Source organism: Glaciihabitans sp. dw_435 (assembly GCF_018449675.1).
Lineage (GTDB): Bacteria > Actinomycetota > Actinomycetes > Actinomycetales > Microbacteriaceae > Glaciihabitans.
Genome location: NZ_JAAVUZ010000002.1, coordinates 18,356 through 38,339 on the forward strand (window position 1 = coordinate 18,356; position 19,984 = coordinate 38,339).

Here is a 19,984-nt window from a genome sequence, read left to right on the forward strand (position 1 = left end):
CCGAGTCGGTCTCTTTCGCGTCAAGGCTGGACAAATGTACCAATATGCGAGCTATACTCGCCTCCATGTCTCCGAACCCGCAGCGCGCGTTGAACTACCGCCGCAGCCGCGCCGCGTACCCGCCGGAGCCCTGGTACCTGGGTGGGACCCTGCTTGTATCGGTCTTTCTCGTGCCGGCGAGGTCCTTGCCCGGCAACTTCGGCGACACGCTGCCCCCGGGGTACTGGATGGTGCGCATCGCCGGACGGGTCATCGTCGGCACAGCGTTCGTCTGTTACCTGCCGGGCGGCGCCATGGAGTACACCGAGTTGCTGGTGGTGACTCCCGCACTCCACCGCGCGCGGCTGCGATTCACGATCCCCCAGATCTGGGTGGACAGTCCCGCGTCCCGCACCGGCGCCCGCGAGTTGTGGGGCATTCCCAAGCACCTGGCCGAGTTCGATCGCATCGAGGCGCACGACACCACGTCGATGGCCATGCGCTCGCATGGATCGGATTCGGCACACATCGCCTCCACCTACGGCCGTACGCTCCCGGGAATGCACCAGTTTGCCCTCCCGGTTGCCCAGCGCCTCGCGGGCCGGGACTTCCTGTCCCACAACCGGATCATCGGCGCCATCACCCGCCTCACCACCCGCTGGACGTTCGACGCCGACGGCCCCCTCGGCTACCTCGCCGGCCGCAAACCCCTCGTCAGCTTCGCGCTGCGCAACTCCTCCGTCATCTTCGGCATGCGGGTCCGCCGCTCCTGACCCCGCCCGCCCGATTCCCGCGACTTGCATATTTCTGCTCTAAAAATCGGGATTTTGGAGCAGAATCATGCAACTCGCGGAGGGGGCGGGGCCGGCTTCGTCGCGATCAGGGTCGAGTCGATGGCGACGTGACCGTCGGCGGTGACCCGGTCGTAGAGGGTCGCCGACACCACGGTAAGACCGGCGGCGTCGGCCGCGGTGCGCAGCTCGTCCGGAGTGCTCAGCAGCGTGGCATCCTGCGGTCCCCCAAATCCCGCCGTGAGGTTGCTGCGGTCGTGGCCGATGAGGGCGAGGGTGCCGCCGCTGCGCAGGGAGTCGGCGGCATTGCGGATGACCCGGGCAAGGGCCTCCCGCGAAAGCTGCAGGTACGCCATCACCACCAGGTCAACGGGGCGTGGTGACACCCAGGCGGTGGCATCCGCTTCCACCCACTCCACCTCGACGCCGATCGATTCGGCGCGGGACCTGCCGATCGCCAGCCCCGCCGGGGAAAAGTCGACGGCGGCGACGGACCACCCGAGGGATGCGAGCCACAGCGCGTTGCGTCCCTCGCCGGCACCGAGATCGACGGCGGTGCCCGGGGTCAGTTGTCCCGTGACATCCGCTATCCACAGATTCGGGTCGAGGGACCAGATGGTGGAGCCGGTGCGGGCAGCCTCGGTGTAGCGGGCTTCCCAGAATTCGTTGGTCATGGGGCGCAACGGGCCTCTCGGTGTGACGGGGTCACGCGCGGCGAGGATGCGGTCGAGATAGCCCGGCGGTCCTTGGGGCACGACGCGAACAGATTCTGTGGCATTGTGCCCCTTTCTGCCCGGTCAGACGCAATCCTATTGCCGGGCACACCGGACGCGACCGAACCTGACACGATAGAGGTCGACCGAACGGATGCCAGACCAGCGTGACTTCAGCACTCCCCACACCACCAGCAACGCCCGAGGCGGCTCCGCGCCGCAGCCACTTCGTCGATCTGACGCCGTTCCGGGCAAGCCCCGCGTTCTTCCGCCTGTGGCTTGGCAGCGGAATCGCCGGTATCGGCGGCCAGATGACCGTGGTCGCCGTCGGCCTTCACATCTTCGCGCTGACCGGATCGACCGCCGCGGTCGCCCTCGTCGGAGTCTTTGGACTCGTCCCGATGGTGATAGCCGGCATCTATGGCGGACTGCTTGTGGACACGTTCGATCGCAGGATCGTGGCGATTCTCGCGGAGTCGATCGCGTGGCTGTCCGTCATCGGTCTCGCCTGTCTCGCCTGGTTCCACGTCGACACGCTGTGGATGTTCTACGTGCTGACGACCCTCAACGCGGTGTCGGTGACGGTCGTGGGCACTACCCGGTCGGCGATCATTCCCCGGCTCATTGACAAGGAACTGCTGCCCGCGGCATCCGCTCTCGGAGGCATCTCGCTCGGCCTGCAGGTCACCGCGGGTCCCGCCCTCGCCGGTGTGCTCGTGTCCTCGGTCGGCATCCAGTGGACGTACACGATCGATGCGATCCTCTTCCTCGCCGCGTTCACCGGCATCGTCTCGCTGCCGAGCATCATGCCGGAAGGCGGCGCAAAGCGCCCGGGCTTCGCTGGCATCAAGCAGGGGCTGTCGTTCATCCGGCACGCGCCGAACATCCGCCTGTCGTTCCTTCTCGACATCATTGCGATGACGTTCGGCATGGCCCGGGTGCTGTACCCGGCGGTCGGAGCCCTCGTCATCGGCGGTGGCGCCGTGACGGTGGGCATCCTGTTCGCCGCGGGAGCCGTGGGCACGCTACTGAGCTCGCTGTTGTCGGGCCGCCTTGGCCAGGTGCGCTGGCAGGGCCGAGCCATCCGCAACGCCATCATGACCTACGGCGCGTTCATGGCGCTGTTCGGCGGCGTGCTTCTGGTGCTGGGCAATCACGCAAGCGGCAGCATCGTGCAGTCGCTCGGGGATGCGAACATGCCGGGTCTGATCGTCGCGTCGATCGCGCTGGCCGGAGCGGGCGCCGCGGACAACATCAGTGCGGTGTTCCGCAACACCCTCATGCAGGCGGCGGCACCGGACTCGATGCGCGGCCGCACGCAGGGCCTCTACATCGTGGTGGTGACCGGCGGGCCGCGCCTCGGCGACGCGTACGTGGGGCTCCTCGTCGCCACGACCCTGTTGTGGCTTCCGTCGCTGCTCGGTGGCGTCATCGTGATTGCCCTGGTGTTCCTGCTCGTGCAGCGCACGGCATCGTTCCGCAACTACGACGCGCTGAACCCCACTCCGTAAGCCCCGTACCATCGATGCATCACGGCGCGCCCTCGCGCGACCGTCACCCGGAAGGACCCCCAGGCGCATGGCCGACACCTACGACCTCGTTGTTCACGCGACATCTGCCCTCATCGACGGGGCGTTTCGCCCGGCCTATGTCGGAGTGACGGACGGCATCGTCGCGGCGATCAGCGAGACCCCGCTGGACGGCGTCGAGCTGCTGTCGCTCGCGCCCGATGAGGTGCTGATACCCGGCATCGTCGACACCCACGTGCACATCAACGACCCCGGGCGTACGACCTGGGAGGGCTTCGCCAGCGCCACGCGTGCCGCGGCGGCCGGCGGCGTGACCACCGTGCTCGACATGCCCCTCAACAGCATCCCCGCGACCACGACCGTCGACGCCCTCGAGGTCAAGCGGGCGGTCGCGGCGGACAAGGCAATCATCGACGTCGGCTTCTGGGGTGGAGCCGTTCCCGAGAACCTCGGGCACCTGCGCGAACTGCACGACGCCGGGGTCTTCGGGTTCAAGGCGTTCCTTGCGCCCTCGGGCGTCGACGAATTCGGCCACCTCGACGCCGACCAGCTCGAGCGAGCCCTTGAGGAGATCGCGGGCTTCGGCGGTCTGCTCATCGTTCACGCGGAAGACCCCGGCGTGCTCGACGCGCACACCAACGCCGGCGGTGTCGACTACCACCGCTTCGTCGAGTCCCGTCCGGACGAGGCCGAAACCACCGCGATCGACCGCGTCATCGCCGGGGTGCGCCGCACCGGTGCCCGCGCCCACATCCTCCACCTCTCGTCGGCCGCCGCGCTGCCCGCCCTGCGCGCCGCCCGCGCCGAGGGTCTGCCCATCACCGTCGAGACCTGCCCGCACTACCTCAGCTTCACCGAGGAGGAGATTCCCGACGGCGCGACCCAGTTCAAGTGCTGTCCGCCGATCCGGGATGACGCGAACCGCGAGCTGCTCTGGCAGGCACTGCTCGACGGCGACATCGACATCATCGTCACCGACCACTCCCCCAGCACGAAGGAACTCAAGTTCGCCCACGGTGGCGACTTCGGGCTTGCCTGGGGTGGCATCGCCGGACTGCAGCTGGGACTTGCCGCCATCTGGACGGAAGCGTCCCGCCGGGGCATCCCCCTCGAACGCGTCCTGACCTGGATGTCGACGGCCACCGCCGCCTTCGCGGGTCTCACCGCCAAGGGTTCGATCCGGGAGGGTGGTGACGCCGACCTCGTGATCTTTGCTCCGGATGACACGTTCACCGTGCATGCGGACCAGCTGCTGCATAAGAACCCGGTGTCGGCGTTCGACGGCCGCGAGCTGCGCGGACGGGTGCGCCGCACGATCCTGCGCGGCACGACCCTCACCACCGGAAGCGATGCGGCGGCGGACGGACACCTGCTCACGCGCTGACCCCGACCCCGACCACGACGCTGACGCTGACGGCGACCCCACCCCGCGCCCGAAACACCCCCGTCACATGGCACTGAGACAATGTCGCCATGGCAATAATTCTCGGTGACCACCAGTACGGCAAGGCAGAATCACGCCTGGTTCGCTTCTATCGCGACCAGGCCCGTCACGAAATTCGCGACCTCAATGTGACGACCGCGCTGCGCGGCCCGTGGGACAACGCGTACCTCGTCGGCGACCAGTCAAACGTGCTGCCGACGGACACCCAGAAGAACACCGCGTATGCCTTCGCCCGCTCGAAGGGTGTCGAGGCGATCGAGGACTTCGGCCTGGATCTTGCCCGCCACTTCGTGCACGACATCGATCCCGTCGAGGGCGCCCGCATCGAGGTCGAGGAGTACGCCTGGGAGCGTGCCATCGTCGACGGTGTCGAACACGACCACACCTGGACGCGCAAGGGTCAGGAGACCCGCACGGCCGCGGTCACTGTCGACGCCTCCGGCGAGTACGTCATCGGCGGCTTCAAGGACCTCGTGCTGCTGAAGTCCACGGGTTCGGAGTTCGCGGGCTTCCTGGTCGACGACTACACCACCCTGCCGGAGACCCACGACCGCGTCATGGCGACATCGCTCGTGGCCAAGTGGAGATTTACCTCGGTGGATGTCCCGTGGGACGAGGTCTACGTGGGCATCAAGCAGATCATGCTGAAGGAATTCGCCACCCTGCAGTCGCTCGCCCTGCAGCAGACGCTGTGGCACATGGGCAAGGCCGTGCTGGAGGCGTACCCGTTCATCGCGGAGATCCGCCTGAAGGCGCCGAACAAGCACCACTTCGTGGTCGACCTCTCGCCGTTCGAGATGGAGAACCCGAACGAGGTCTTCTTCGCCGCCGATCGCCCCTACGGACTGATCGAAGCGACCATCCTGCGCGACGACGCCCCGGACGCCGGCGAAGCATGGCGGTACTCCGCCGGACTGGCCTGATCCATGAGCTCCGGCACAACTCCGGTCGACGCGGGCGTTGACGCCCGCTGGCTCGCCCGCACCATCGAACTTGCGACCGAGAACGTCGCCAACGGCGGCGGACCGTTTGGCGCCCTCATCGTGCGCGACGGCGAGCTGGTCGCCGAGGGACAGAACCGCGTCACCGCGAACCTCGACCCGACCGCCCACGCCGAGGTCACGGCGATCCGCGCGGCGTGCCAGGTCGTCGGCGACTTCTCCCTTGCCGGTGCAACGCTCTACACCTCGTGCGAGCCGTGCCCGCTGTGCCTGTCGGCGGCTCTCTGGGCGCGCGTGGATCGCGTCGTTTTTGCCGCGGACCGGGATGACGCGGCCCGCGGTGGCTTCGATGACCGCGAGTTCTACGAACTGTTCGCCCGCGACCGGTCCACCTGGGACGTCAGCATCGAGTCGATCCGCCCGGACGACGCCGCTGCCCCGTTCGACGCCTGGCTGGCGACCTCGGGACGCACGGACTACTAGCCCCCCTGCTCGCGGAGGTGCGGTCAGAGGGCCGCGGCGACTTCGTTGTGCAGGTCGAGCAGCCCGTCGGTCCGCTCGCTCGGTCCGCGACCGAAGCCACACTCGGTGGCGATGCCGAAGTTCGGCACCACCCGGGAGGCGGTGGCGGCGCGACGCAGAGCGCCCTCGACGCCGTCCTCGTGATGGACCAGCCCGAGAAAAACCTCGGTGTTCTGCGGCCAGGCCACAGCTCCGAGGGGAGCGAAAAACGCGTCATCGTCGCGCTCAATCGGTACCGGCAGGTGCACGAACGAGATCACGCGGGGAGCCTCGACGAAGAGCCCCGTGAGTACCTCCGCGAGAGTTGACGCGTCCTCGGGCTCCACGAAGTGGGCTTCCTCGACGTCGCCATAACAGAGGTGATAGCCAACCTCGACATCACCGGGCACCGCGGCAGCCTGCCGCACGCCGCGCTCGATGACACCTTCGAGGATCCCCTCGTGGGTGTCGGCGAACCACGACGTGAGCTTGGTGCCCCAAATGACGGCTTCTTCCAGCATCCCGAATTCGAACGCGGTGTCCCACTGGATCGCGAGCTGGTCGTGCGGGATTGCGGCGAGAATTCGGTCGAGCTCGGAGAACAGCGCCTTCTCGTACTCGGGTTCCACCGCCGCCTGGCTTTCGCTCACGACGAAGCTCCCGATGACTCCCGCCGGTGTCGGCAATGACACCTGAAACCGTACGTGCGCAGGAATGATGCCGTCGGCCTTGAGCCGGGCAAAGTCGGCGTATGACGCGATTGCCGCGTCCGCGTACCCGAGGGATGGAAAGCGCAGCTCTGTCGCGTCGAAACCGGCAGCGAGCGCCATCGGACGTGCATCGAAGATCTCGCGGAACGGGATGCGTGTCTCCCCCACCCGCACAAGGCCGTCGACCTGATCGAAGCGGTTGCGCTGGAACTGGATCCAGTAGAAACGCTCGCCCACTTCACCGTCGGGAATGCGGGTCACGCGGGTGCCGAGATGCTCGCTCACGTGGCGGAAGGTGGAGTCCGCGTCGGGCAGGTTGATGCTGCCGACGAGGTGTGCGTGGGTGGGAGCTGTCGTTGGGGTTGTCATCATTAACTTCCTCGGTAGGTGGAGTACGCGAACGGGCTGAGCAGCAGGGGCACGTGATAGTGCGATGCGGCATCGGCCAGGGCGAAATCGATCGTGACGCGCGGGTAGAAGGACGGCTGTCCGAGCGCCGCAAAGTACGAGCCGGTGTCGAACACCAGCGTGTAGGTTCCCGCGGCGAGGGCGTCAGGTCCGAGTTCGGGGATGCGCCCGTCCGCGTTGGTCGCACCGGAGCCCAGCTCGAGCCCCGACGCATCCCGCAGCGACACGGCGACGCCGGAGGCCGGCTTGCCCAGCGCTGCGTCGAGAACGTGGGTGGTGACGTGGCTCATGCGCGCTCCGGGGGATCGGTGGGTACGGACGGGACGGTGGAGGCGAACGTCTTCTCGAGACGCAGCAGGGCGATGTCGCGCAGCTGTTCGCCCACAATTGCCAGTTCGGTCGCGTCATCCAACTGGATGCGGCGGCGCAGCTCGGCGAGGATCTCGGCGCGCGAGCGACCCGCGGCGCGGATGAGGAATACGCGGTCGAAGCGCTCCTCGTAGTCGGCGTTGCCACGCGCGAGGGATGCGGCGAGCTCGGCGTCGTCCGCGTCGGCGGACGCCTGCTCGCTGCGGCTGAAGGACTGCGCGGCACCCTCGCCGACGGGCTTGTCGCCGATGCGCGGGTGGTGGGCCATTGCCTCGTCAATCTCGGCCGGCGACAGCGGAGTCGCGGCGGCAGACGCCACGGCGAGCAGCTCATCGAGGGAGGAATACGGCGCGGCGGCGGCAACGTCGTCGACCCAGCGGGTGATGGACAGGGCGGCGGTGAGGGCCGCGCGGAGCTCTGCGGCGGGAAGGTCGATCATCGTGTGTATAACTGTACCCATGGCGGATATGCAGACTTCGGGAGCGCCGACGCACGGCGTAACGGGGATCGTGCTTGCCGCCGGCGCCGGATCCCGCATGGGCCGCGCCAAGGCGCTCCTCCACACTCCCGACGGTGAACCGTGGCTGTCACGCGCCGTATTCCTCCTGCGGAATGCGGGCTGCGACCGGGTCGTTGTGGTGCTGGGTGCGGACGCGGATGTCGCGGAGTCGCTGGTGCCCGCCGGCGCCGACGTCACCGTCGTGGTCGCCGACCGCTGGGTGGAGGGGATGTCGCACTCGCTGCGCGCGGGATTATCCGGAGCAACGGGCACGGCCGCGCTCATCGCCCTCGTGGACATGCCCGACCTTCCGCTCTCCGTCGTGCGGCGCATCCTGGACTCGCCCATCACCGATGACACCCTGCGGCAGGCGATGTTTCACGGGGCTCCGGGACATCCGGTGCTCGTCGGCCGCCGCCACTGGGAAGCGTTGGCGCTCGATATCGAGGGTGATCGCGGCGCCCGCCGCTTTCTCGCCGCGCACGGCGTGGACGAGGTGGAGTGCAGCGATCTCTACGACGGGCACGACATCGACACTCCCGCGCAACTGCCGCTGTAGTTGAACCTCGTGCCGGCGGATCAGGGGTAGAGGCCAGCCCGGAACGTGAAGGTCACCAACTGCGCGCGGTCCCGGGCGCCGACCTTGGTCATCGCCCGGATGGCGTGCGTCTTGACGGTGAACGGGGACACCGACATCTGGGCCGCGATCTCGTGGTTGTCCAGGCCGCTCGCGACGAGCACGATCACATCCCGCTCCCGCGGCGTGAGAGCGCTGAAGCGCTGGAGGAGTTCCTGGTCGATGGTGGGAGGTGGGCTGTCGGTCATGTGACCAATAAGGGCCGCCGTTGCCGCGGCGGAGAGCGCGCCGCCGCCGGCGACGACCTCGGCGATGCCGGCGACGAGCTCGGAGGGGCTCACAGTTTTGCTGAGGAAGCCGTTTGCCCCGGCGCGCAGGGCGGCGAGAACTATGTCGTCCTGGTCGAAGGTGGTGAGCACGATCACGCGCAGGGTCTCGGAGGGATACTCCCTGCGGATCCTCCGGGTGGCCTCCACCCCGTCAATCCCGGGCATCCGGATGTCCATGAGCACCACGTCGACGGGGTTGTCCCGCAAAAACGATGGCACCTGGAGTCCGTCGGAGACGTCCCCGACGACAACGAACGTCGGGTCGAGGAGCAGCATCGAGGCAATCCCGGCCCGCATGTCGTCCTGATCGTCCACGATCAAAATGTTCGTCATGCGAGTTGCGCTCCGATGGGGCTGAGTTCCGCGCTGACGCGGAACTGGCCGTCCGCGGTAACAATGGTCAGTCTTCCGCCGCACGACTCGACGCGTTCGCGCATCCCGACGAGCCCGAGCCCGCTGCCGGCGACCGCTCCCCGGAGGGCGTGCCCAATGCGGTTGCTGACGGTGACGTGAATCCTGCCGTCCGATTCGTGGATGTCGACGGTCGCGGCTCCCTCGCCGTGGCGGTACGCGTTGGTGAGCGCTTCCTGCACGATCCGGTACACGGTCACCCCAACACTCGGCTCGCCCTCCGGATCATCGAGGGAGATGGAGGCCGACACGTCCAGTCCGATGCTGCCGAACGACGCGATCAAGCCATCGAGACTGCCGAGTGACGGCGTGGGCCGCAGGGCATCGTCGTGGGGAATCGTGTCTCCCCGGCGCAGGAGCGACAGGATTCGCTGGGTCTCGGAGACGACATTGCGCGCGTTCGATCGCGCCGATTCGAGCGCCTGCCGGGACGACGTTGCCTGTTCCGGCAGGCCGATCTCGGCCACTCCCAGGTGCACGCTGAGCATGGCGACCTGGTGACCGACGACGTCGTGCAGGTCGCGGGCGATCCGGAGGCGTTCCTCCGTGACGCGGCGCTCGACTTCCATTTCCCGGGTCGCAACTGCGGTGCGTGCGCGCTCCTCGGAGACCAGCCAGTGATCGCGGGAGAGTCGCAGGGCGGCTCCCGTTGCTCCGCCGCCGATTGCCGTGAACAGCGCCGCGGCGGACACGAGGGATCCGCTGCCGAAGCCGTGCCCCATCCACAGTCCGGCGAAGAAGAACGCGGCGACGACCGCCGTGCCGGGCACGGGTGGCTTCCCCCGGAATGTGAACGAGAACAGCACGAGCACTGCCATCATCCACACCGACACCGGATCGTCTCCCAGTGCGGTCACTGCGAGGGACGCCGCGCTGGTGACGACGAGCCCCGCCCATGGCCTCCACCAGGACAGGGCGACGCCTCCGCCGGCCAGGAGCACGGCGAGAATCGTCGGGAGCTCCGATCCGATCGCGAGAGCGGTGATGATCTGAGCGGCAAAAATCAGGCCGGCCAGAACGTAGGCGCCGAGATGGAGAGCTGCGGGGCGGCGGATCCACAGGGGTACCCGGGGCCCGTCATCAACGGTGGCTGGTGTGCGCATGTTCCGATTCTGGTTCACCACTGGCGTCCCCGTGTACTTCGAACGAAGTAGACGGGGAGCGTCCCCGACACTTCGCGTCGGATCGGTGCCGGAATTACTTCAAACGAAGTACGTGACCCTCTCCGGCGACGCGAAGACTGCTCATCACGGCAGTCGCCGCGATCTCGATTCGTAAGGAAGACAATGTCCAGCACACCCACCTCCCTCTCCCCCACCAGCGTCGCGACATCGTTGCGAAAGCTCTACTTCTTCCGCTTCGGCTTCGCACTCGTCTGGGCGGCCGTGGTGTTCGCCATCGGGTCCAGCCTCAGCCCCATCACGGCCGTCGTGCTTGTGCTGTATCCGCTCTTCGACCTGGCGGCGGCAATCGTCGATGTCCGGGCCAGCCGGGCCGCCGGGTCCGTGCGGCTGCTGTACGTCAACATGGCCCTGAGCCTTCTGGCCGCCGTCGGTCTCGCGATCGCTGCGACCTCCGGTGCCCCCGCGGTGCTCCGGGTGTGGGGTGCGTGGGCGCTCACCGCCGGGCTTGTGCAGCTCATCGTCGGGATCCGCCGCCGCGCACTGGGCGGCCAGTGGATCATGATCATCTCCGGAGGACTCTCCGTGCTCGTGGGAGCCGCCTTCATCGGCATGGCCAGTGGCGCATCCGCATCCGTGACCTCGCTCGGCGGCTACGCCACCCTCGGCGGCGTCTTCTTCCTGATTTCCGCCCTGCGCCTGCGCCGCGCCGCGAAGGGTCTCTAACAATGAGCGACACCACCTTCGACGTCATCATCATCGGCGCCGGTCCCGTCGGCGAAAACGTTGCCGACCGTATCGTCCAGGGCGGACTCACCGCCGCCATCATTGAACGCGAACTCATTGGCGGCGAGTGCTCCTACTGGGCCTGCATGCCCACCAAGGCGCTGCTGCGGGATGCCGCGGCCCTGCGCGCAGCCCGCGCGCTGCCGGGAGCCAGCCACGCGATTACCGGCGAGCTCGACGTCGCCGCAGTCCTGCGCCGCCGCGATTCCTTCGCCTCCCACTGGAACGACGACGGCCAGGCCGAGTGGCTGCGTGGCGCCGGAATCTCCCTGTTCCGCGGCGAAGGCCGAATCGCCTCCGCCCGCAGGGTCTCGGTCACCGCCCCCGACGGCACGACGAGGGAACTCACGGCGCGTCACGCGGTGGTCATCAGCACCGGAAGCAGCGCCCGCGTGCCCTCGATCACGGGACTGGCCGAGACCATCCCGTGGACCAGCCGGCAGGCGGCATCCGCTGCCACGATCCCCGGGCGGTTGGCCATCATCGGTGGCGGCGTTGTTGCCACCGAAATGGCCACGGCCTTCACCGCCCTCGGAAGTACCGTCACCATCATCGCCCGCAATGGGCTGCTGCCCGCCGTTGAGCCCTTCGCGAGCGGCCTCGTTGCCGCGTCGTTGGAAGCGCACGGCGTCACGCTGCGCCTGGACACCGAGCCGGAGAGCGTCCATCGGGACCAGGGCGGAGACGTCCACATCGATCTCGCTGACGGGACCACGGTGGTGGCCGACGAGGTTCTCGTTGCCACGGGCCGCACCCCGAACACCGGCGCCGTCGGTATCGAAAATGTCGGCCTGACGCCGGGAGACTGGCTCACCGTCGACGACGCCCTGCGCGTTGTGCAGCACAGCGGCGAGCCCGTAGCCGGCGAATGGCTCTATGCCGCGGGAGATGTGAACCGTCGCGTTCTCCTCACGCATCAGGGCAAGTACCAGGCGCGCATGCTGGGTGACAGCATCGTTGCCCGCGCGAAGGGCACCCCGATCGATGACAGCGCGTGGGGGCGCCACGCGTTCACCGCGGACGAGCGTTCCGTGCCCCAGGTGATCTTCGGAGACCCGGAGATCGCCACGGTCGGATACACCGTCGCCGAGGCCACTGCACGGGGGCTGCGCATCCGCGCCGTCGAGTACGACCTCGCGGCTGTCGCCGGGGCGTCGCTGCACGCCGACGGATACACCGGTCGCGCACTCATGGTCGTGGACGAAGACCGGAAGGTCATCGTCGGCTTCACGATCGCGGGGCCGGACGTCGCCGAATTGCTGCACGCCGCGACCATCGCCATCGCCGCAGAAGTTCCGCTCGACCGACTCTGGCACGCCATTCCCGCCTACCCGACGGTGAGCGAGGTCTGGCTCCGACTCCTGGAAACCTACGGCCGCGAGGCCTGACGTTCGTTCGCTCCTTCCGCTCCACCCACCAGTTACCACCCACACAGAAAGTTGCACAGAACAATGACTACGAAGATCACCATCATCTACGACAACCCGACCGACACCGATGCGTTCGAGAAGGGCTTCGTCGACTCGAAGCAGCTGGACCTCGCCCGCGCACTTCCCGGCCTCCAGCGGCTCGAATCCTCCAAGGTCTGGCCCAAGGAAGACGGCTCCCCCACTCCCGCGCACCGTCTCGTCGACCTGTACTTCGCGGACTATGACGCCGCGTCGGCCGCGGTTGCTACCCCGGCCGCCGGCGAGCTGTTCCCCACCATCTTCGGCATCGCCACCGGAGGAGTGCGCATCGTCTTCGCCGACGTCGAAGAGTCCTAACCCCGACGGGGCCGGTCGCGCTCAGGGCTGCAGGAGAATCTTGCCCCGGGCGTGACCGGCCTCGATCTCGGCGTGCGCGGCCGCGGCGTCGGCCAGCGGGAAGGTGCTGCTGATGTGGCTGACGAGACTGCCGCGTGCGGCGAGATCGGCGAGCGTCTGCAACGCCACCCGGTTCCGGGTCACCGACGGCACCTCGACCCGAACGCCGGTCCGCGCGGCGAGCGCCCGGTCGTCGTCGGTGACCGTCTCGGAGATGTCGATCACGACGCCGCCGGGTCGGGTCACGGCGATACCGGTCCCCGCCGTGGTGTCGCTGGCGTTGAAGACGACGTCAAACGGACGGTCGGCGAAGAGGGTGACCAGATCATCGCTCCGATAGTCGACTGTCACGTCGGCACCCAGGCTGCGCAGCCAGTCCAGCTTGCCGGCGCTCGCCACCGCCGTGACGGTGGCGCCGAGGTGGTGGGCGATCTGCACCGCGAGGTGCCCGGTGCCTCCCCCGGCTCCCATGATCGCGATCCGCTGGGTCGCCTGCAGCTCTGCGAGGTCGACCAGGTTCTCCCAGACGGTGAGTCCCGCAAGCGGCAGGGCCGCGGCCTGTTCGTCGGACACCGCGTCCGGGGTGTGCACCAGGTCCGTGGCATCCGCCACCACATGTTCCGCATACGCTCGTCCCGGCTGCGGGAACCGGGACATGCCGAAGGCACGATCGCCGATCGCGAAGTCGGTCACCTCGGACCCGACAGCGTTCACGGTGCCGGCGAGATCCCAGCCGACGGTCACGGGGAAGCCGTCGAACAGTCCGGCGACGGCACCGCCCTTGCGGGTCTTGATGTCGACGGGATTCACGCCCGCGTACGCCACCCGGATGAGCACCTCTCCCGGCGCAAGCTCGTCAGAGGGAGGCACGGCCACCTCTGCAACCTCGAGCACTGATGGGGATCCGAACGATCTCTGGACGATGACACGGCTCATGCCGGGGCTCCTTCTCTCGCGTCAACCACACCGGACTTACCGGCCTTGTCCACCCTGCCGCGACTAGTTACTATTCACAACTAGGTACTTTTTTGTAACTAAGGAGACGCACGATGGCTGTTCTACGTCAGGATCCACAGACGGTGACGGTGTTCGACGTCTACGCCCCCACCTGCCCGTCAAGGTCGCTCCTCGATCTCGTCACCAGCCGATGGGCCGTGCTCATCATCGGGGCGCTCGAAGACGGGCCCCAGCGGTTCGGATCGCTCCGTCGACGGCTGGAAGGAATCAGCCAGAAGGTCCTGACCGACAAGCTCAGGGACCTCGAGGGCCAGGGACTGATCACCAGGAGTGTCATCGACAGGCCGCTGGCCGTCAGCTACGAACTCACGCCCGTCGGAATCACGCTGACGGCACCGCTCGCGCAACTCCGTGCCTGGTCACAGTCCCACTGCGACGCCGCCTGACCGGGACGCGCGAACGGTAACCGGCGGCGGTGTCGAGGGCTCGGGGCATCCGCGCGTAGCAGCGACATCTCCGGGCATCTAGGTCTTTCCGACGGCGGGGTGCCCGCTTAACATCCCCTCATGACACACCCGAAGTCATCTCCCTTTGTCGCGCCCCGCGCAGCACCGCCTCCCGTCACCACGGCCGCCGATCCGCCGTCCGGCGCTCCCAGTTCCCGCCGCGGGGACATCCAGACGCTCCGCGCGATCGCCGTGCTGCTGGTCATCTCCGATCACCTCATCCGGCGCCCGAGCGGCGGATTCATCGGGGTTGATGTCTTCTTTGTCATCAGCGGGTTCCTCATCACGGGTCTCCTCCTGCGGGAGCACGAGCGCACCGGTCGCATCTCGTTCCGCCGGTTTTACCTGCGGCGGGTGAAGCGTCTGCTGCCCGCCGCCGTCACCGTCACGGTGGTCACCGTCGCCGCATCGTTCGCGATTTTCTCGCTCGTGCGCAGCACGCAGATCCTCGTCGATGCGGCCTGGGTGTCGTTGTTCGCCGCGAACTGGCGCTTCGTCTCCCTCGGCACCGATTACCTGCACGCCACCGACAGCACGTCACCCCTGCAGCACTACTGGTCGCTCGCGGTGGAGGAACAGTTCTACTTCCTGTGGCCGGTGCTCATGGTCGCGGCGTTCGCCTTCGCCCGGTGGCGGCTGCGTCGCCCGGACGGCACTGCAGTCTCCTCCCGTCGCGCGCCCCTTGCGGTGCTGTCCCTCGTCACCGCGGGATCCCTCGCGTGGTCGCTGTGGGAGAGCGCCGCCCATCCCACCTCCGCGTACTTCTCGACCGGGTCCCGCATCTGGGAACTGGGCGTCGGCGCCCTGCTGGCCTTCGCAGCCCCCTCCCTGCGGCGCCTGCCCGACGCGGTGCGGACATGGTTTGCCTGGGCGGGAATCGCCGGCATCGTGGCATCCGCTCTCCTCATCGACACGACGACCCGCATGCCCGCTCCCGGCGCGGTTGCTCCCGTGCTTTTCACCGCGGTGGTCATCGCGGCGGGAACCGGCACGAACCGCCGCCAGCTCTTTCCCCTGAACAATCCGGTCGGCGTGTACATCGGGACCATCTCGTACTCCCTCTACCTCTGGCATTTGCCGGTGATCGTCGTGATGGGCGCGCTCTTCCCGGACCTCGGCCGCCGCTACGAACTGCTGTCGCTCGCGCTCATCGCCGTGCTCTCGGTGCTCTCGTATCACTGGATCGAGACGCCCCTGCGCACCCGCTCGTGGCGATTCGGGATGCCCCGGGCCGCCGCATCCCGCCCGAGACGGCCCCTGCTGCGTCCGGCCGCGCTGCTCGCGCTGGTCGCCGCGGTCGTGGGTATCGGTTTCGTGACGGCGGCGGCACGCGTTCCCGCCCGCGTCGAGACGATGGATATCTCCGCCCTCACGACACCGGTCGCCGCGGCGGGCTTTCCCGCCGCCCCCACGGCCCTGGAGTTCGCGCGCGCCGATGCCGTCACCGCGGCGCTCGCGGCGACCGCCTGGCCGACGCTGTCGCCCGACATCACCCGCCTCGGCCTCGCCAGCCGCGCGCCCGAGTGGATGACCGACGACTGCCTCCAGCTCGACCCGGTCGCGACACAAACCCCCGAGAAAGACGCGCAGCGGTGCGTGTACGGCACCCCCGACGCGCCCCACACGATTGCCGTGATCGGTGATTCCGTCGCCATCAGCTGGGTGCAGGCGATTCGCGCCGCCGCGGGAACGAACTGGCGCATCGAGGTCTACACGATGGCCCAGTGCCCCGCTGTGGACCTCACCGTGAACTTCATCGGCGGCGCCGCACACCCGCAGTGCGACAGCTTCCGCCGGTGGGCGCTCGCCCGCGTAGCGACCGAGCGGCCCGAACGGGTCGTGCTCAGCTCGACCCCGAACAGCCTCGCTGAGCTGGCGGACGGCGCAACGGGAGCCGCCGCCCTGGGCGAATGGCGGGCCGGCACCGACAGGACCCTCGCGGCGCTTTCCGGAATGGATGTCACGGTGCTCGACCCTCCCGCGGAGGGCGCGTCACTCGCCACCTGCGCACGACGCTGGAGTGTTCCCGCCGATTGCGTGGGCACCCCGTCCGCCGCCTTCGTCGAGGCGGGCAGGATCACCCGGGAGGTGGCACGCCAACACCCGGGAGTCACGGTACCGGCCACCATCTCGTGGTTCTGCAGTGCGGAGGGACGCTGCCCCGCGTTCGTCGGCACGACCCCGGTGACCGCAGACGGGCTGCACCTGTCGGCGGCCGAGTCGCGGGAGCTTGCGCCCCTCGTGGGCGAAGCCCTGCGGCTCTAACCGCACGTCCTCGGGCATCACCCGGTCAGGACAGCGACTCGAGTTCGTCCAGTGCGGCATAGGTGTTGCCGATGGTGGCGATGCGCTCGCGTCCGTCCCGGAGGCGGCAGCCGAGTACCGCGGCGGCGAGAACGCTCACCAGGCTGGAGGCGGCGGCGTAGCTGTCGAACGCGGAGACGCTGTCCACCGGGCATTCGAGGAGAAACTCGACGCCGGCGGCGTGGCGGCGGCCCGTGGCATCCGTCAGCAAAATGGTCCGGGCACCGGTGGCCGCGACCGCCGCTACGACGCGGGCGAAGGATTCGGGGCGACGGCGGAAGCCGACAAGCACCACGAGGTCATCCGGGCCGAGGGACGCGAGTTCTTCGCCCACCGACTGGCCCGGCAGCGGGGCGAGCTCGACGGCGTCGCGGGCCTGCGCGAGCTGTTGGCGCAGGTGCAGGGCCACCGGATAGCTGTTGCGGAACCCGATGACGAGCACGCGACGGGCTGCGGCGATCGCCTCGGCTGCGGCCGGGGTTCCCGGTTGGGAAACGGCGGCGCGCAGGTTGGCGAGCTCCCGTTCGACATGCGCGCCGAGGGGTGCCGCCGTGTCGCTGGCGACGGGGTTGCCCGCCGCGCGCAGGGCTCGCACGTGGTCGCGCAGACTCTCGGCGCCGTCGAATCCGAGTCGGCGATAGAGGCGACTGATCGTGGCCTTCGACACTCCGCTGAGGCGGGCGACCTCGGTGAGGTTATAGATGGCGAGATCGGCGAGGTGGTCGCGCATGAAGTCGGCCGCCCGCTTCTCCTGCGGGGAGAGGTCGGCAAACGCGTCGTCCAGTCGCTGGGCGAGCGCCGGCCCGGTGGTCATCGGGACGTCGCTACCGAGAGCACGGCGGCCTCGAACGCGTCCAGGGCGGCCGCGACATCCGCTTTCTTCACTGCCTCATCCGGGTGGTGGCTGATTCCTCCGCGGCAACGCAGGAACAGCATCGCTATCGGGGCGATGTTCACGACGGCCATTCCGTCGTGGCCAGCCCGGCTCCAGAATGCGAGCGGCTCGGTGTCGCCGGTGGCGGCGATGCCCGCGGCGATGGCGTCCTTCAGCGCGGGGTCGCACATGACGGCGTCGGCACGGTAGATCTCGGTGGCATCGAACCCGAGGCCGCGGCGGGCACACATTTCCTCGGCGGCCTTCGTGAACAGTCGCAGGCACTCGTCGCGGTCGTCGTCGAACTCCCCGCGCAGGTCGAGGCTGAATTCGACGCGGCCGGGAATCACGTTGATGCCGCCGGGGAACGCCTGCAGGCGTCCGACGGTCCCGATTACTCCGTATTGCTTCGAGAGGCGTTCGACCTCGATGACCAGCTCGCTCGCACCGACGAGGGCGTCCTTGCGGCGGTCGAACGGGGTGCCGCCCGCGTGGCCTGCCTTGCCGGTGATGGTGACCGCGAAGCGCCGTGCGCCGGCGATCGATGTGACGACGGCGAGGCGGCGGTCGGCGTCCTCGAGAATCGGTCCCTGTTCGATGTGCGTCTCGAGGTACCCGATGAGACTGCCCGGGCGACGGAAGGCGCCGTGGACGCGGGCGGGATCGAGGCCGAAGTCCTGGAACGCCTCGGCCAGGGTGATGCCGTCCTTGTCGGTGAGCTTCCACCAGTCGTCGTCCCAGGTGCCGGAGAGCGCACGGCTGCCGAGCAGGGCGTTGCCGAAGCGGGTGCCCTCCTCGTCGCTGAACGCGACGACTTCGAGGGCGAACGGCAGCTCGACGCCACTGAGCCGAATCCGTTCGACGACCTGGATCGCCAGAAGCACCCCGAGCATCCCGTCGTAGCGGCCGGCGTCCGGGACGGTGTCGATGTGGGACCCGAGCAACAGGGCGGGAAGGCCCGGTTCGCGGCCCTCCAACCGACCGCACTGGTTGCCCGCGGCGTCCTGCCATGTCGTGAGACCGGCCTCGGTCATCCAGCGGGCAACGAGGTCGTTTGCCTCGCGGTGCTGTGGCGACAGGTGCACGCGCTCGAGGTAGTCGGGGTGGCTGGAGATGCCCGCGAGGTCGTTGCAGCGGTCGAGGATCAGTTCGGCGTCGGTCAGGTCGCCCGCGACATAGCGGCTCATGCTGCCACGACTTCCGAGTCGTAGTAGTCGAGGGCCGCGCCGGCGCCGCTGCCGGCGGTGACTCCGACTCCCCCGCGGCGCAGCACCTGCTCGAGGGCGGCGAGCGTGAGCAGGACGGTGTCGCGGCGGGCGTTGTAGCCCATCGTGCCGATCCGCCAGACGCGGCCGTGCAGCGGACCGAAGGACGTGCCGATCTCGATGCCGTAGTCGGTGAGCATGGCGGAGCGCGCGGCGTCGCCGTTGATGCCGTCGGGGATCTCAACGCCGACGACGTTGTTCATCTTGACGCTCTGGTCACCGAACAGGGTGAGGCCAAGGGCACGAAGGCCGGTGGCCATCGCCGTTCCGTGCAGTCGGTGACGCTCGACGGCCTCGGGAATGCCCTCCTCGATGAGCAGCCGCGCGCACTCGCGTGCCCCATAGAGCATGGTGGTCGCCTCGGTGTGGTGGTTCAGGCGCTTGGGTCCCCAGTAGTCGAGGATCATCGCCAGGTCGAAGTAGTTGGATGCGATGGGACGGGCGGAGACCTCGTCGCCGTCGGCGCGGATGCCCGCCTCGATGCTCTTGCGGGAGTTGATGACATCCACTGCCTTCGCGGACAGGCTGATGGGCGCGCTGCCCGACGGACCACCGAGGCACTTCTGGAGTCCCGCGGTGGCGACGTCGATGCCCCAGGCATCGAGTTCGAATTCGTTGCCGCCCAGGGAGGCCGTGACATCCGTATACAGAAGAACGCCGTTGGCGGCGCAGATGGCGCCGATCTCGTCGAGGGGCTGGGCGAGAGTCGTGGAGGTGTCGCCATGCACGATCGCGAGGATCTTGGGGCGAACGCTCTCGATCGCCGACTCGATCTCGGACGGGGTGAACACCGTTCCCCATTCCCGCTCGATGACGTGGACCTCGGCGCCGCAGCGCTCGGCGATCTCGCGCAACAGGTGTCCGAACCGGCCAAACACGGGCACCAGCACGCGGTCGCCCGGCTCGATGAGAGAGACAAGTGCGGCCTCAATGCCGGCGCGACTGGTGCCGTCGACCAGCAGGGTCGCGTCGTTGGTCGTGCGGAAGACGCCGCGGTAGAGCTCCATGGTCTCGTTCATGTAGGCCGTCATTGCCGGGTCGTACTGTCCGACCAGCTGGGCAGACATGGCGCGGAGCACGCGGGGGTCGGCGTTGATCGGCCCGGGTCCCATCAGCAGACGCTGCGGCGGGTTGATCGGAAGCGGCAGGGCGGAAGTCATGGACG

21 protein-coding genes are annotated in these 19,984 nt (G+C 68.4%); 11 read left to right on the forward strand and 10 right to left on the reverse strand.

Annotation, left to right across the window (positions count from 1 at the left end; all coding sequences use genetic code 11):
- Positions 1-65: 65 nt before the first annotated feature.
- Complete coding sequence (locus HB677_RS02930; protein WP_213814183.1) at positions 66-752, forward strand: acetoacetate decarboxylase family protein; 687 nt, start codon at positions 66-68, stop codon at positions 750-752.
- Positions 753-817: 65 nt separating this feature from the next.
- Here HB677_RS02930 and HB677_RS02935 read toward each other — a convergent pair whose 3' ends face one another.
- The gene (locus HB677_RS02935) at positions 818-1,444 is read right to left on the reverse strand and encodes a class I SAM-dependent methyltransferase (protein ID WP_213814184.1); all 627 of its coding nucleotides are present in this window, start codon (positions 1,442-1,444) and stop codon (positions 818-820) included.
- Positions 1,445-1,650: 206 nt separating this feature from the next.
- Here HB677_RS02935 and HB677_RS02940 point away from each other — a divergent pair, with 206 nt between their 5' ends.
- The 4 genes from HB677_RS02940 (at position 1,651) to HB677_RS02955 (ending at position 5,880) form a co-directional block, all read left to right on the forward strand.
- Positions 1,651-2,994 carry an MFS transporter gene (locus tag HB677_RS02940; RefSeq protein ID WP_213814185.1) on the forward strand — a complete coding sequence of 448 codons (1,344 nt, stop codon included), beginning with the start codon at positions 1,651-1,653 and terminating at the stop codon, positions 2,992-2,994.
- A gap of 67 nt (positions 2,995-3,061) precedes the next feature.
- Positions 3,062-4,396 carry an allantoinase AllB gene (gene allB / locus HB677_RS02945; RefSeq protein ID WP_213814186.1) on the forward strand — a complete coding sequence of 445 codons (1,335 nt, stop codon included), beginning with the start codon at positions 3,062-3,064 and terminating at the stop codon, positions 4,394-4,396.
- An 89-nt stretch (positions 4,397-4,485) separates the two neighbouring features.
- On the forward strand, positions 4,486-5,379 hold the full coding sequence (pucL, locus tag HB677_RS02950) for a factor-independent urate hydroxylase (protein ID WP_213814187.1): 894 nt from the start codon (positions 4,486-4,488) through the stop codon (positions 5,377-5,379).
- Positions 5,380-5,382: 3 nt separating this feature from the next.
- Positions 5,383-5,880 carry a nucleoside deaminase gene (locus HB677_RS02955; RefSeq protein ID WP_213814188.1) on the forward strand — a complete coding sequence of 166 codons (498 nt, stop codon included), beginning with the start codon at positions 5,383-5,385 and terminating at the stop codon, positions 5,878-5,880.
- A 23-nt stretch (positions 5,881-5,903) separates the two neighbouring features.
- Here HB677_RS02955 and HB677_RS02960 read toward each other — a convergent pair whose 3' ends face one another.
- Genes HB677_RS02960 through uraD form a run of 3 tightly spaced genes read right to left on the reverse strand, consistent with a single transcriptional unit; the run spans position 5,904 to position 7,824 of the window.
- On the reverse strand, positions 5,904-6,980 hold the full coding sequence (locus tag HB677_RS02960; protein WP_213814189.1) for a hypothetical protein: 1,077 nt from the start codon (positions 6,978-6,980) through the stop codon (positions 5,904-5,906).
- On the reverse strand, positions 6,980-7,306 hold the full coding sequence (uraH, locus tag HB677_RS02965; RefSeq protein WP_213814190.1) for a hydroxyisourate hydrolase: 327 nt from the start codon (positions 7,304-7,306) through the stop codon (positions 6,980-6,982). The genes HB677_RS02960 and uraH overlap by 1 nt, the downstream gene beginning before the upstream one ends.
- A complete protein-coding gene (gene uraD / locus HB677_RS02970; RefSeq protein WP_213814191.1) occupies positions 7,303-7,824 on the reverse strand; it encodes a 2-oxo-4-hydroxy-4-carboxy-5-ureidoimidazoline decarboxylase in 522 nt (173 codons plus the stop codon). The genes uraH and uraD overlap by 4 nt, the downstream gene beginning before the upstream one ends.
- A gap of 19 nt (positions 7,825-7,843) precedes the next feature.
- On the opposite strand from uraD, the gene HB677_RS02975 reads away from it, so the two are divergent.
- Complete coding sequence (locus tag HB677_RS02975; RefSeq protein WP_255546141.1) at positions 7,844-8,443, forward strand: NTP transferase domain-containing protein; 600 nt, start codon at positions 7,844-7,846, stop codon at positions 8,441-8,443.
- 20 nt (positions 8,444-8,463) lie between these two features.
- On the opposite strand, the gene HB677_RS02980 is transcribed toward HB677_RS02975, so the two are convergent.
- Together HB677_RS02980 and HB677_RS02985 are read right to left on the reverse strand one after the other, a co-directional pair.
- Positions 8,464-9,123, reverse strand: a complete 660-nt coding sequence (locus tag HB677_RS02980; protein WP_213814192.1) for a response regulator transcription factor — start codon at positions 9,121-9,123, stop codon at positions 8,464-8,466.
- Positions 9,120-10,304, reverse strand: a complete 1,185-nt coding sequence (locus HB677_RS02985) for a sensor histidine kinase (protein ID WP_213814193.1) — start codon at positions 10,302-10,304, stop codon at positions 9,120-9,122. The genes HB677_RS02980 and HB677_RS02985 overlap by 4 nt, the downstream gene beginning before the upstream one ends.
- Before the next feature lie 183 nt (positions 10,305-10,487).
- On the opposite strand from HB677_RS02985, the gene HB677_RS02990 reads away from it, so the two are divergent.
- The 3 genes from HB677_RS02990 to HB677_RS03000 all read left to right on the forward strand — a co-directional run bounded on the left by HB677_RS02990 (position 10,488) and on the right by HB677_RS03000 (position 12,874).
- Positions 10,488-11,048: a hypothetical protein gene (locus HB677_RS02990; protein ID WP_213814194.1), complete on the forward strand. Its 561-nt coding sequence runs from the start codon at positions 10,488-10,490 to the stop codon at positions 11,046-11,048.
- A gap of 2 nt (positions 11,049-11,050) precedes the next feature.
- Complete coding sequence (locus HB677_RS02995) at positions 11,051-12,496, forward strand: NAD(P)/FAD-dependent oxidoreductase (RefSeq protein ID WP_213814195.1); 1,446 nt, start codon at positions 11,051-11,053, stop codon at positions 12,494-12,496.
- Between the two features lie 63 nt (positions 12,497-12,559).
- On the forward strand, positions 12,560-12,874 hold the full coding sequence (locus tag HB677_RS03000) for an EthD family reductase (RefSeq protein WP_213814196.1): 315 nt from the start codon (positions 12,560-12,562) through the stop codon (positions 12,872-12,874).
- A 21-nt stretch (positions 12,875-12,895) separates the two neighbouring features.
- Here the strand turns inward: HB677_RS03000 and HB677_RS03005 are convergent, their stop codons facing one another.
- The gene (locus HB677_RS03005; protein WP_213814197.1) at positions 12,896-13,849 is read right to left on the reverse strand and encodes an NADP-dependent oxidoreductase; all 954 of its coding nucleotides are present in this window, start codon (positions 13,847-13,849) and stop codon (positions 12,896-12,898) included.
- 113 nt (positions 13,850-13,962) lie between these two features.
- Between HB677_RS03005 and HB677_RS03010 the strand changes: the two genes are divergently transcribed.
- Positions 13,963-14,316 carry a helix-turn-helix domain-containing protein gene (locus tag HB677_RS03010; RefSeq protein WP_213814198.1) on the forward strand — a complete coding sequence of 118 codons (354 nt, stop codon included), beginning with the start codon at positions 13,963-13,965 and terminating at the stop codon, positions 14,314-14,316.
- Between the two features lie 120 nt (positions 14,317-14,436).
- Entirely contained in the window at positions 14,437-16,641 is a 2,205-nt protein-coding gene (locus HB677_RS03015; RefSeq protein ID WP_213814199.1) for an acyltransferase family protein, read from the forward strand.
- 25 nt (positions 16,642-16,666) lie between these two features.
- Here the strand turns inward: HB677_RS03015 and HB677_RS03020 are convergent, their stop codons facing one another.
- Genes HB677_RS03020 through HB677_RS03030 form a run of 3 tightly spaced genes read right to left on the reverse strand, consistent with a single transcriptional unit; the run spans position 16,667 to position 19,979 of the window.
- The gene (locus HB677_RS03020) at positions 16,667-17,494 is read right to left on the reverse strand and encodes a MurR/RpiR family transcriptional regulator (RefSeq protein WP_213814200.1); all 828 of its coding nucleotides are present in this window, start codon (positions 17,492-17,494) and stop codon (positions 16,667-16,669) included.
- A complete protein-coding gene (locus HB677_RS03025) occupies positions 17,491-18,741 on the reverse strand; it encodes an allantoate amidohydrolase (protein WP_213814201.1) in 1,251 nt (416 codons plus the stop codon). Before HB677_RS03025 ends, HB677_RS03020 begins: the two co-directional genes overlap by 4 nt.
- A complete protein-coding gene (locus tag HB677_RS03030) occupies positions 18,738-19,979 on the reverse strand; it encodes an alanine--glyoxylate aminotransferase family protein (protein WP_255546144.1) in 1,242 nt (413 codons plus the stop codon). The genes HB677_RS03025 and HB677_RS03030 overlap by 4 nt, the downstream gene beginning before the upstream one ends.
- Positions 19,980-19,984 lie beyond the last annotated feature (5 nt).

Excerpts from the sequence above, each read along its gene's own strand:
- uraD (WP_213814191.1), bottom strand. The coding sequence starts at position 7,824 with ATGATCGACCTTCCCGCCGCAGAGCTCCGCGCGGCCCTCACCGCCGCC.
- HB677_RS02990 (WP_213814194.1), top strand. The coding sequence starts at position 10,488 with ATGTCCAGCACACCCACCTCCCTCTCCCCCACCAGCGTCGCGACATCG.
- HB677_RS03030 (WP_255546144.1), bottom strand. The coding sequence starts at position 19,979 with ATGACTTCCGCCCTGCCGCTTCCGATCAACCCGCCGCAGCGTCTGCTG.
- HB677_RS02980 (WP_213814192.1), bottom strand. The coding sequence starts at position 9,123 with ATGACGAACATTTTGATCGTGGACGATCAGGACGACATGCGGGCCGGG.
- HB677_RS02935 (WP_213814184.1), bottom strand. The coding sequence starts at position 1,444 with ATGACCAACGAATTCTGGGAAGCCCGCTACACCGAGGCTGCCCGCACC.
- allB (WP_213814186.1), top strand. The coding sequence starts at position 3,062 with ATGGCCGACACCTACGACCTCGTTGTTCACGCGACATCTGCCCTCATC.
- HB677_RS03020 (WP_213814200.1), bottom strand. The coding sequence starts at position 17,494 with ATGACCACCGGGCCGGCGCTCGCCCAGCGACTGGACGACGCGTTTGCC.
- HB677_RS02955 (WP_213814188.1), top strand. The coding sequence starts at position 5,383 with ATGAGCTCCGGCACAACTCCGGTCGACGCGGGCGTTGACGCCCGCTGG.
- HB677_RS03000 (WP_213814196.1), top strand. The coding sequence starts at position 12,560 with ATGACTACGAAGATCACCATCATCTACGACAACCCGACCGACACCGAT.
- HB677_RS03010 (WP_213814198.1), top strand. The coding sequence starts at position 13,963 with ATGGCTGTTCTACGTCAGGATCCACAGACGGTGACGGTGTTCGACGTC.
- uraH (WP_213814190.1), bottom strand. The coding sequence starts at position 7,306 with ATGAGCCACGTCACCACCCACGTTCTCGACGCAGCGCTGGGCAAGCCG.
- HB677_RS02930 (WP_213814183.1), top strand. The coding sequence starts at position 66 with ATGTCTCCGAACCCGCAGCGCGCGTTGAACTACCGCCGCAGCCGCGCC.
- HB677_RS02985 (WP_213814193.1), bottom strand. The coding sequence starts at position 10,304 with ATGCGCACACCAGCCACCGTTGATGACGGGCCCCGGGTACCCCTGTGG.
- HB677_RS03015 (WP_213814199.1), top strand. The coding sequence starts at position 14,437 with ATGACACACCCGAAGTCATCTCCCTTTGTCGCGCCCCGCGCAGCACCG.
- HB677_RS03025 (WP_213814201.1), bottom strand. The coding sequence starts at position 18,741 with ATGAGCCGCTATGTCGCGGGCGACCTGACCGACGCCGAACTGATCCTC.
- HB677_RS02960 (WP_213814189.1), bottom strand. The coding sequence starts at position 6,980 with ATGATGACAACCCCAACGACAGCTCCCACCCACGCACACCTCGTCGGC.
- HB677_RS03005 (WP_213814197.1), bottom strand. The coding sequence starts at position 13,849 with ATGAGCCGTGTCATCGTCCAGAGATCGTTCGGATCCCCATCAGTGCTC.
- pucL (WP_213814187.1), top strand. The coding sequence starts at position 4,486 with ATGGCAATAATTCTCGGTGACCACCAGTACGGCAAGGCAGAATCACGC.
- HB677_RS02975 (WP_255546141.1), top strand. The coding sequence starts at position 7,844 with ATGGCGGATATGCAGACTTCGGGAGCGCCGACGCACGGCGTAACGGGG.
- HB677_RS02995 (WP_213814195.1), top strand. The coding sequence starts at position 11,051 with ATGAGCGACACCACCTTCGACGTCATCATCATCGGCGCCGGTCCCGTC.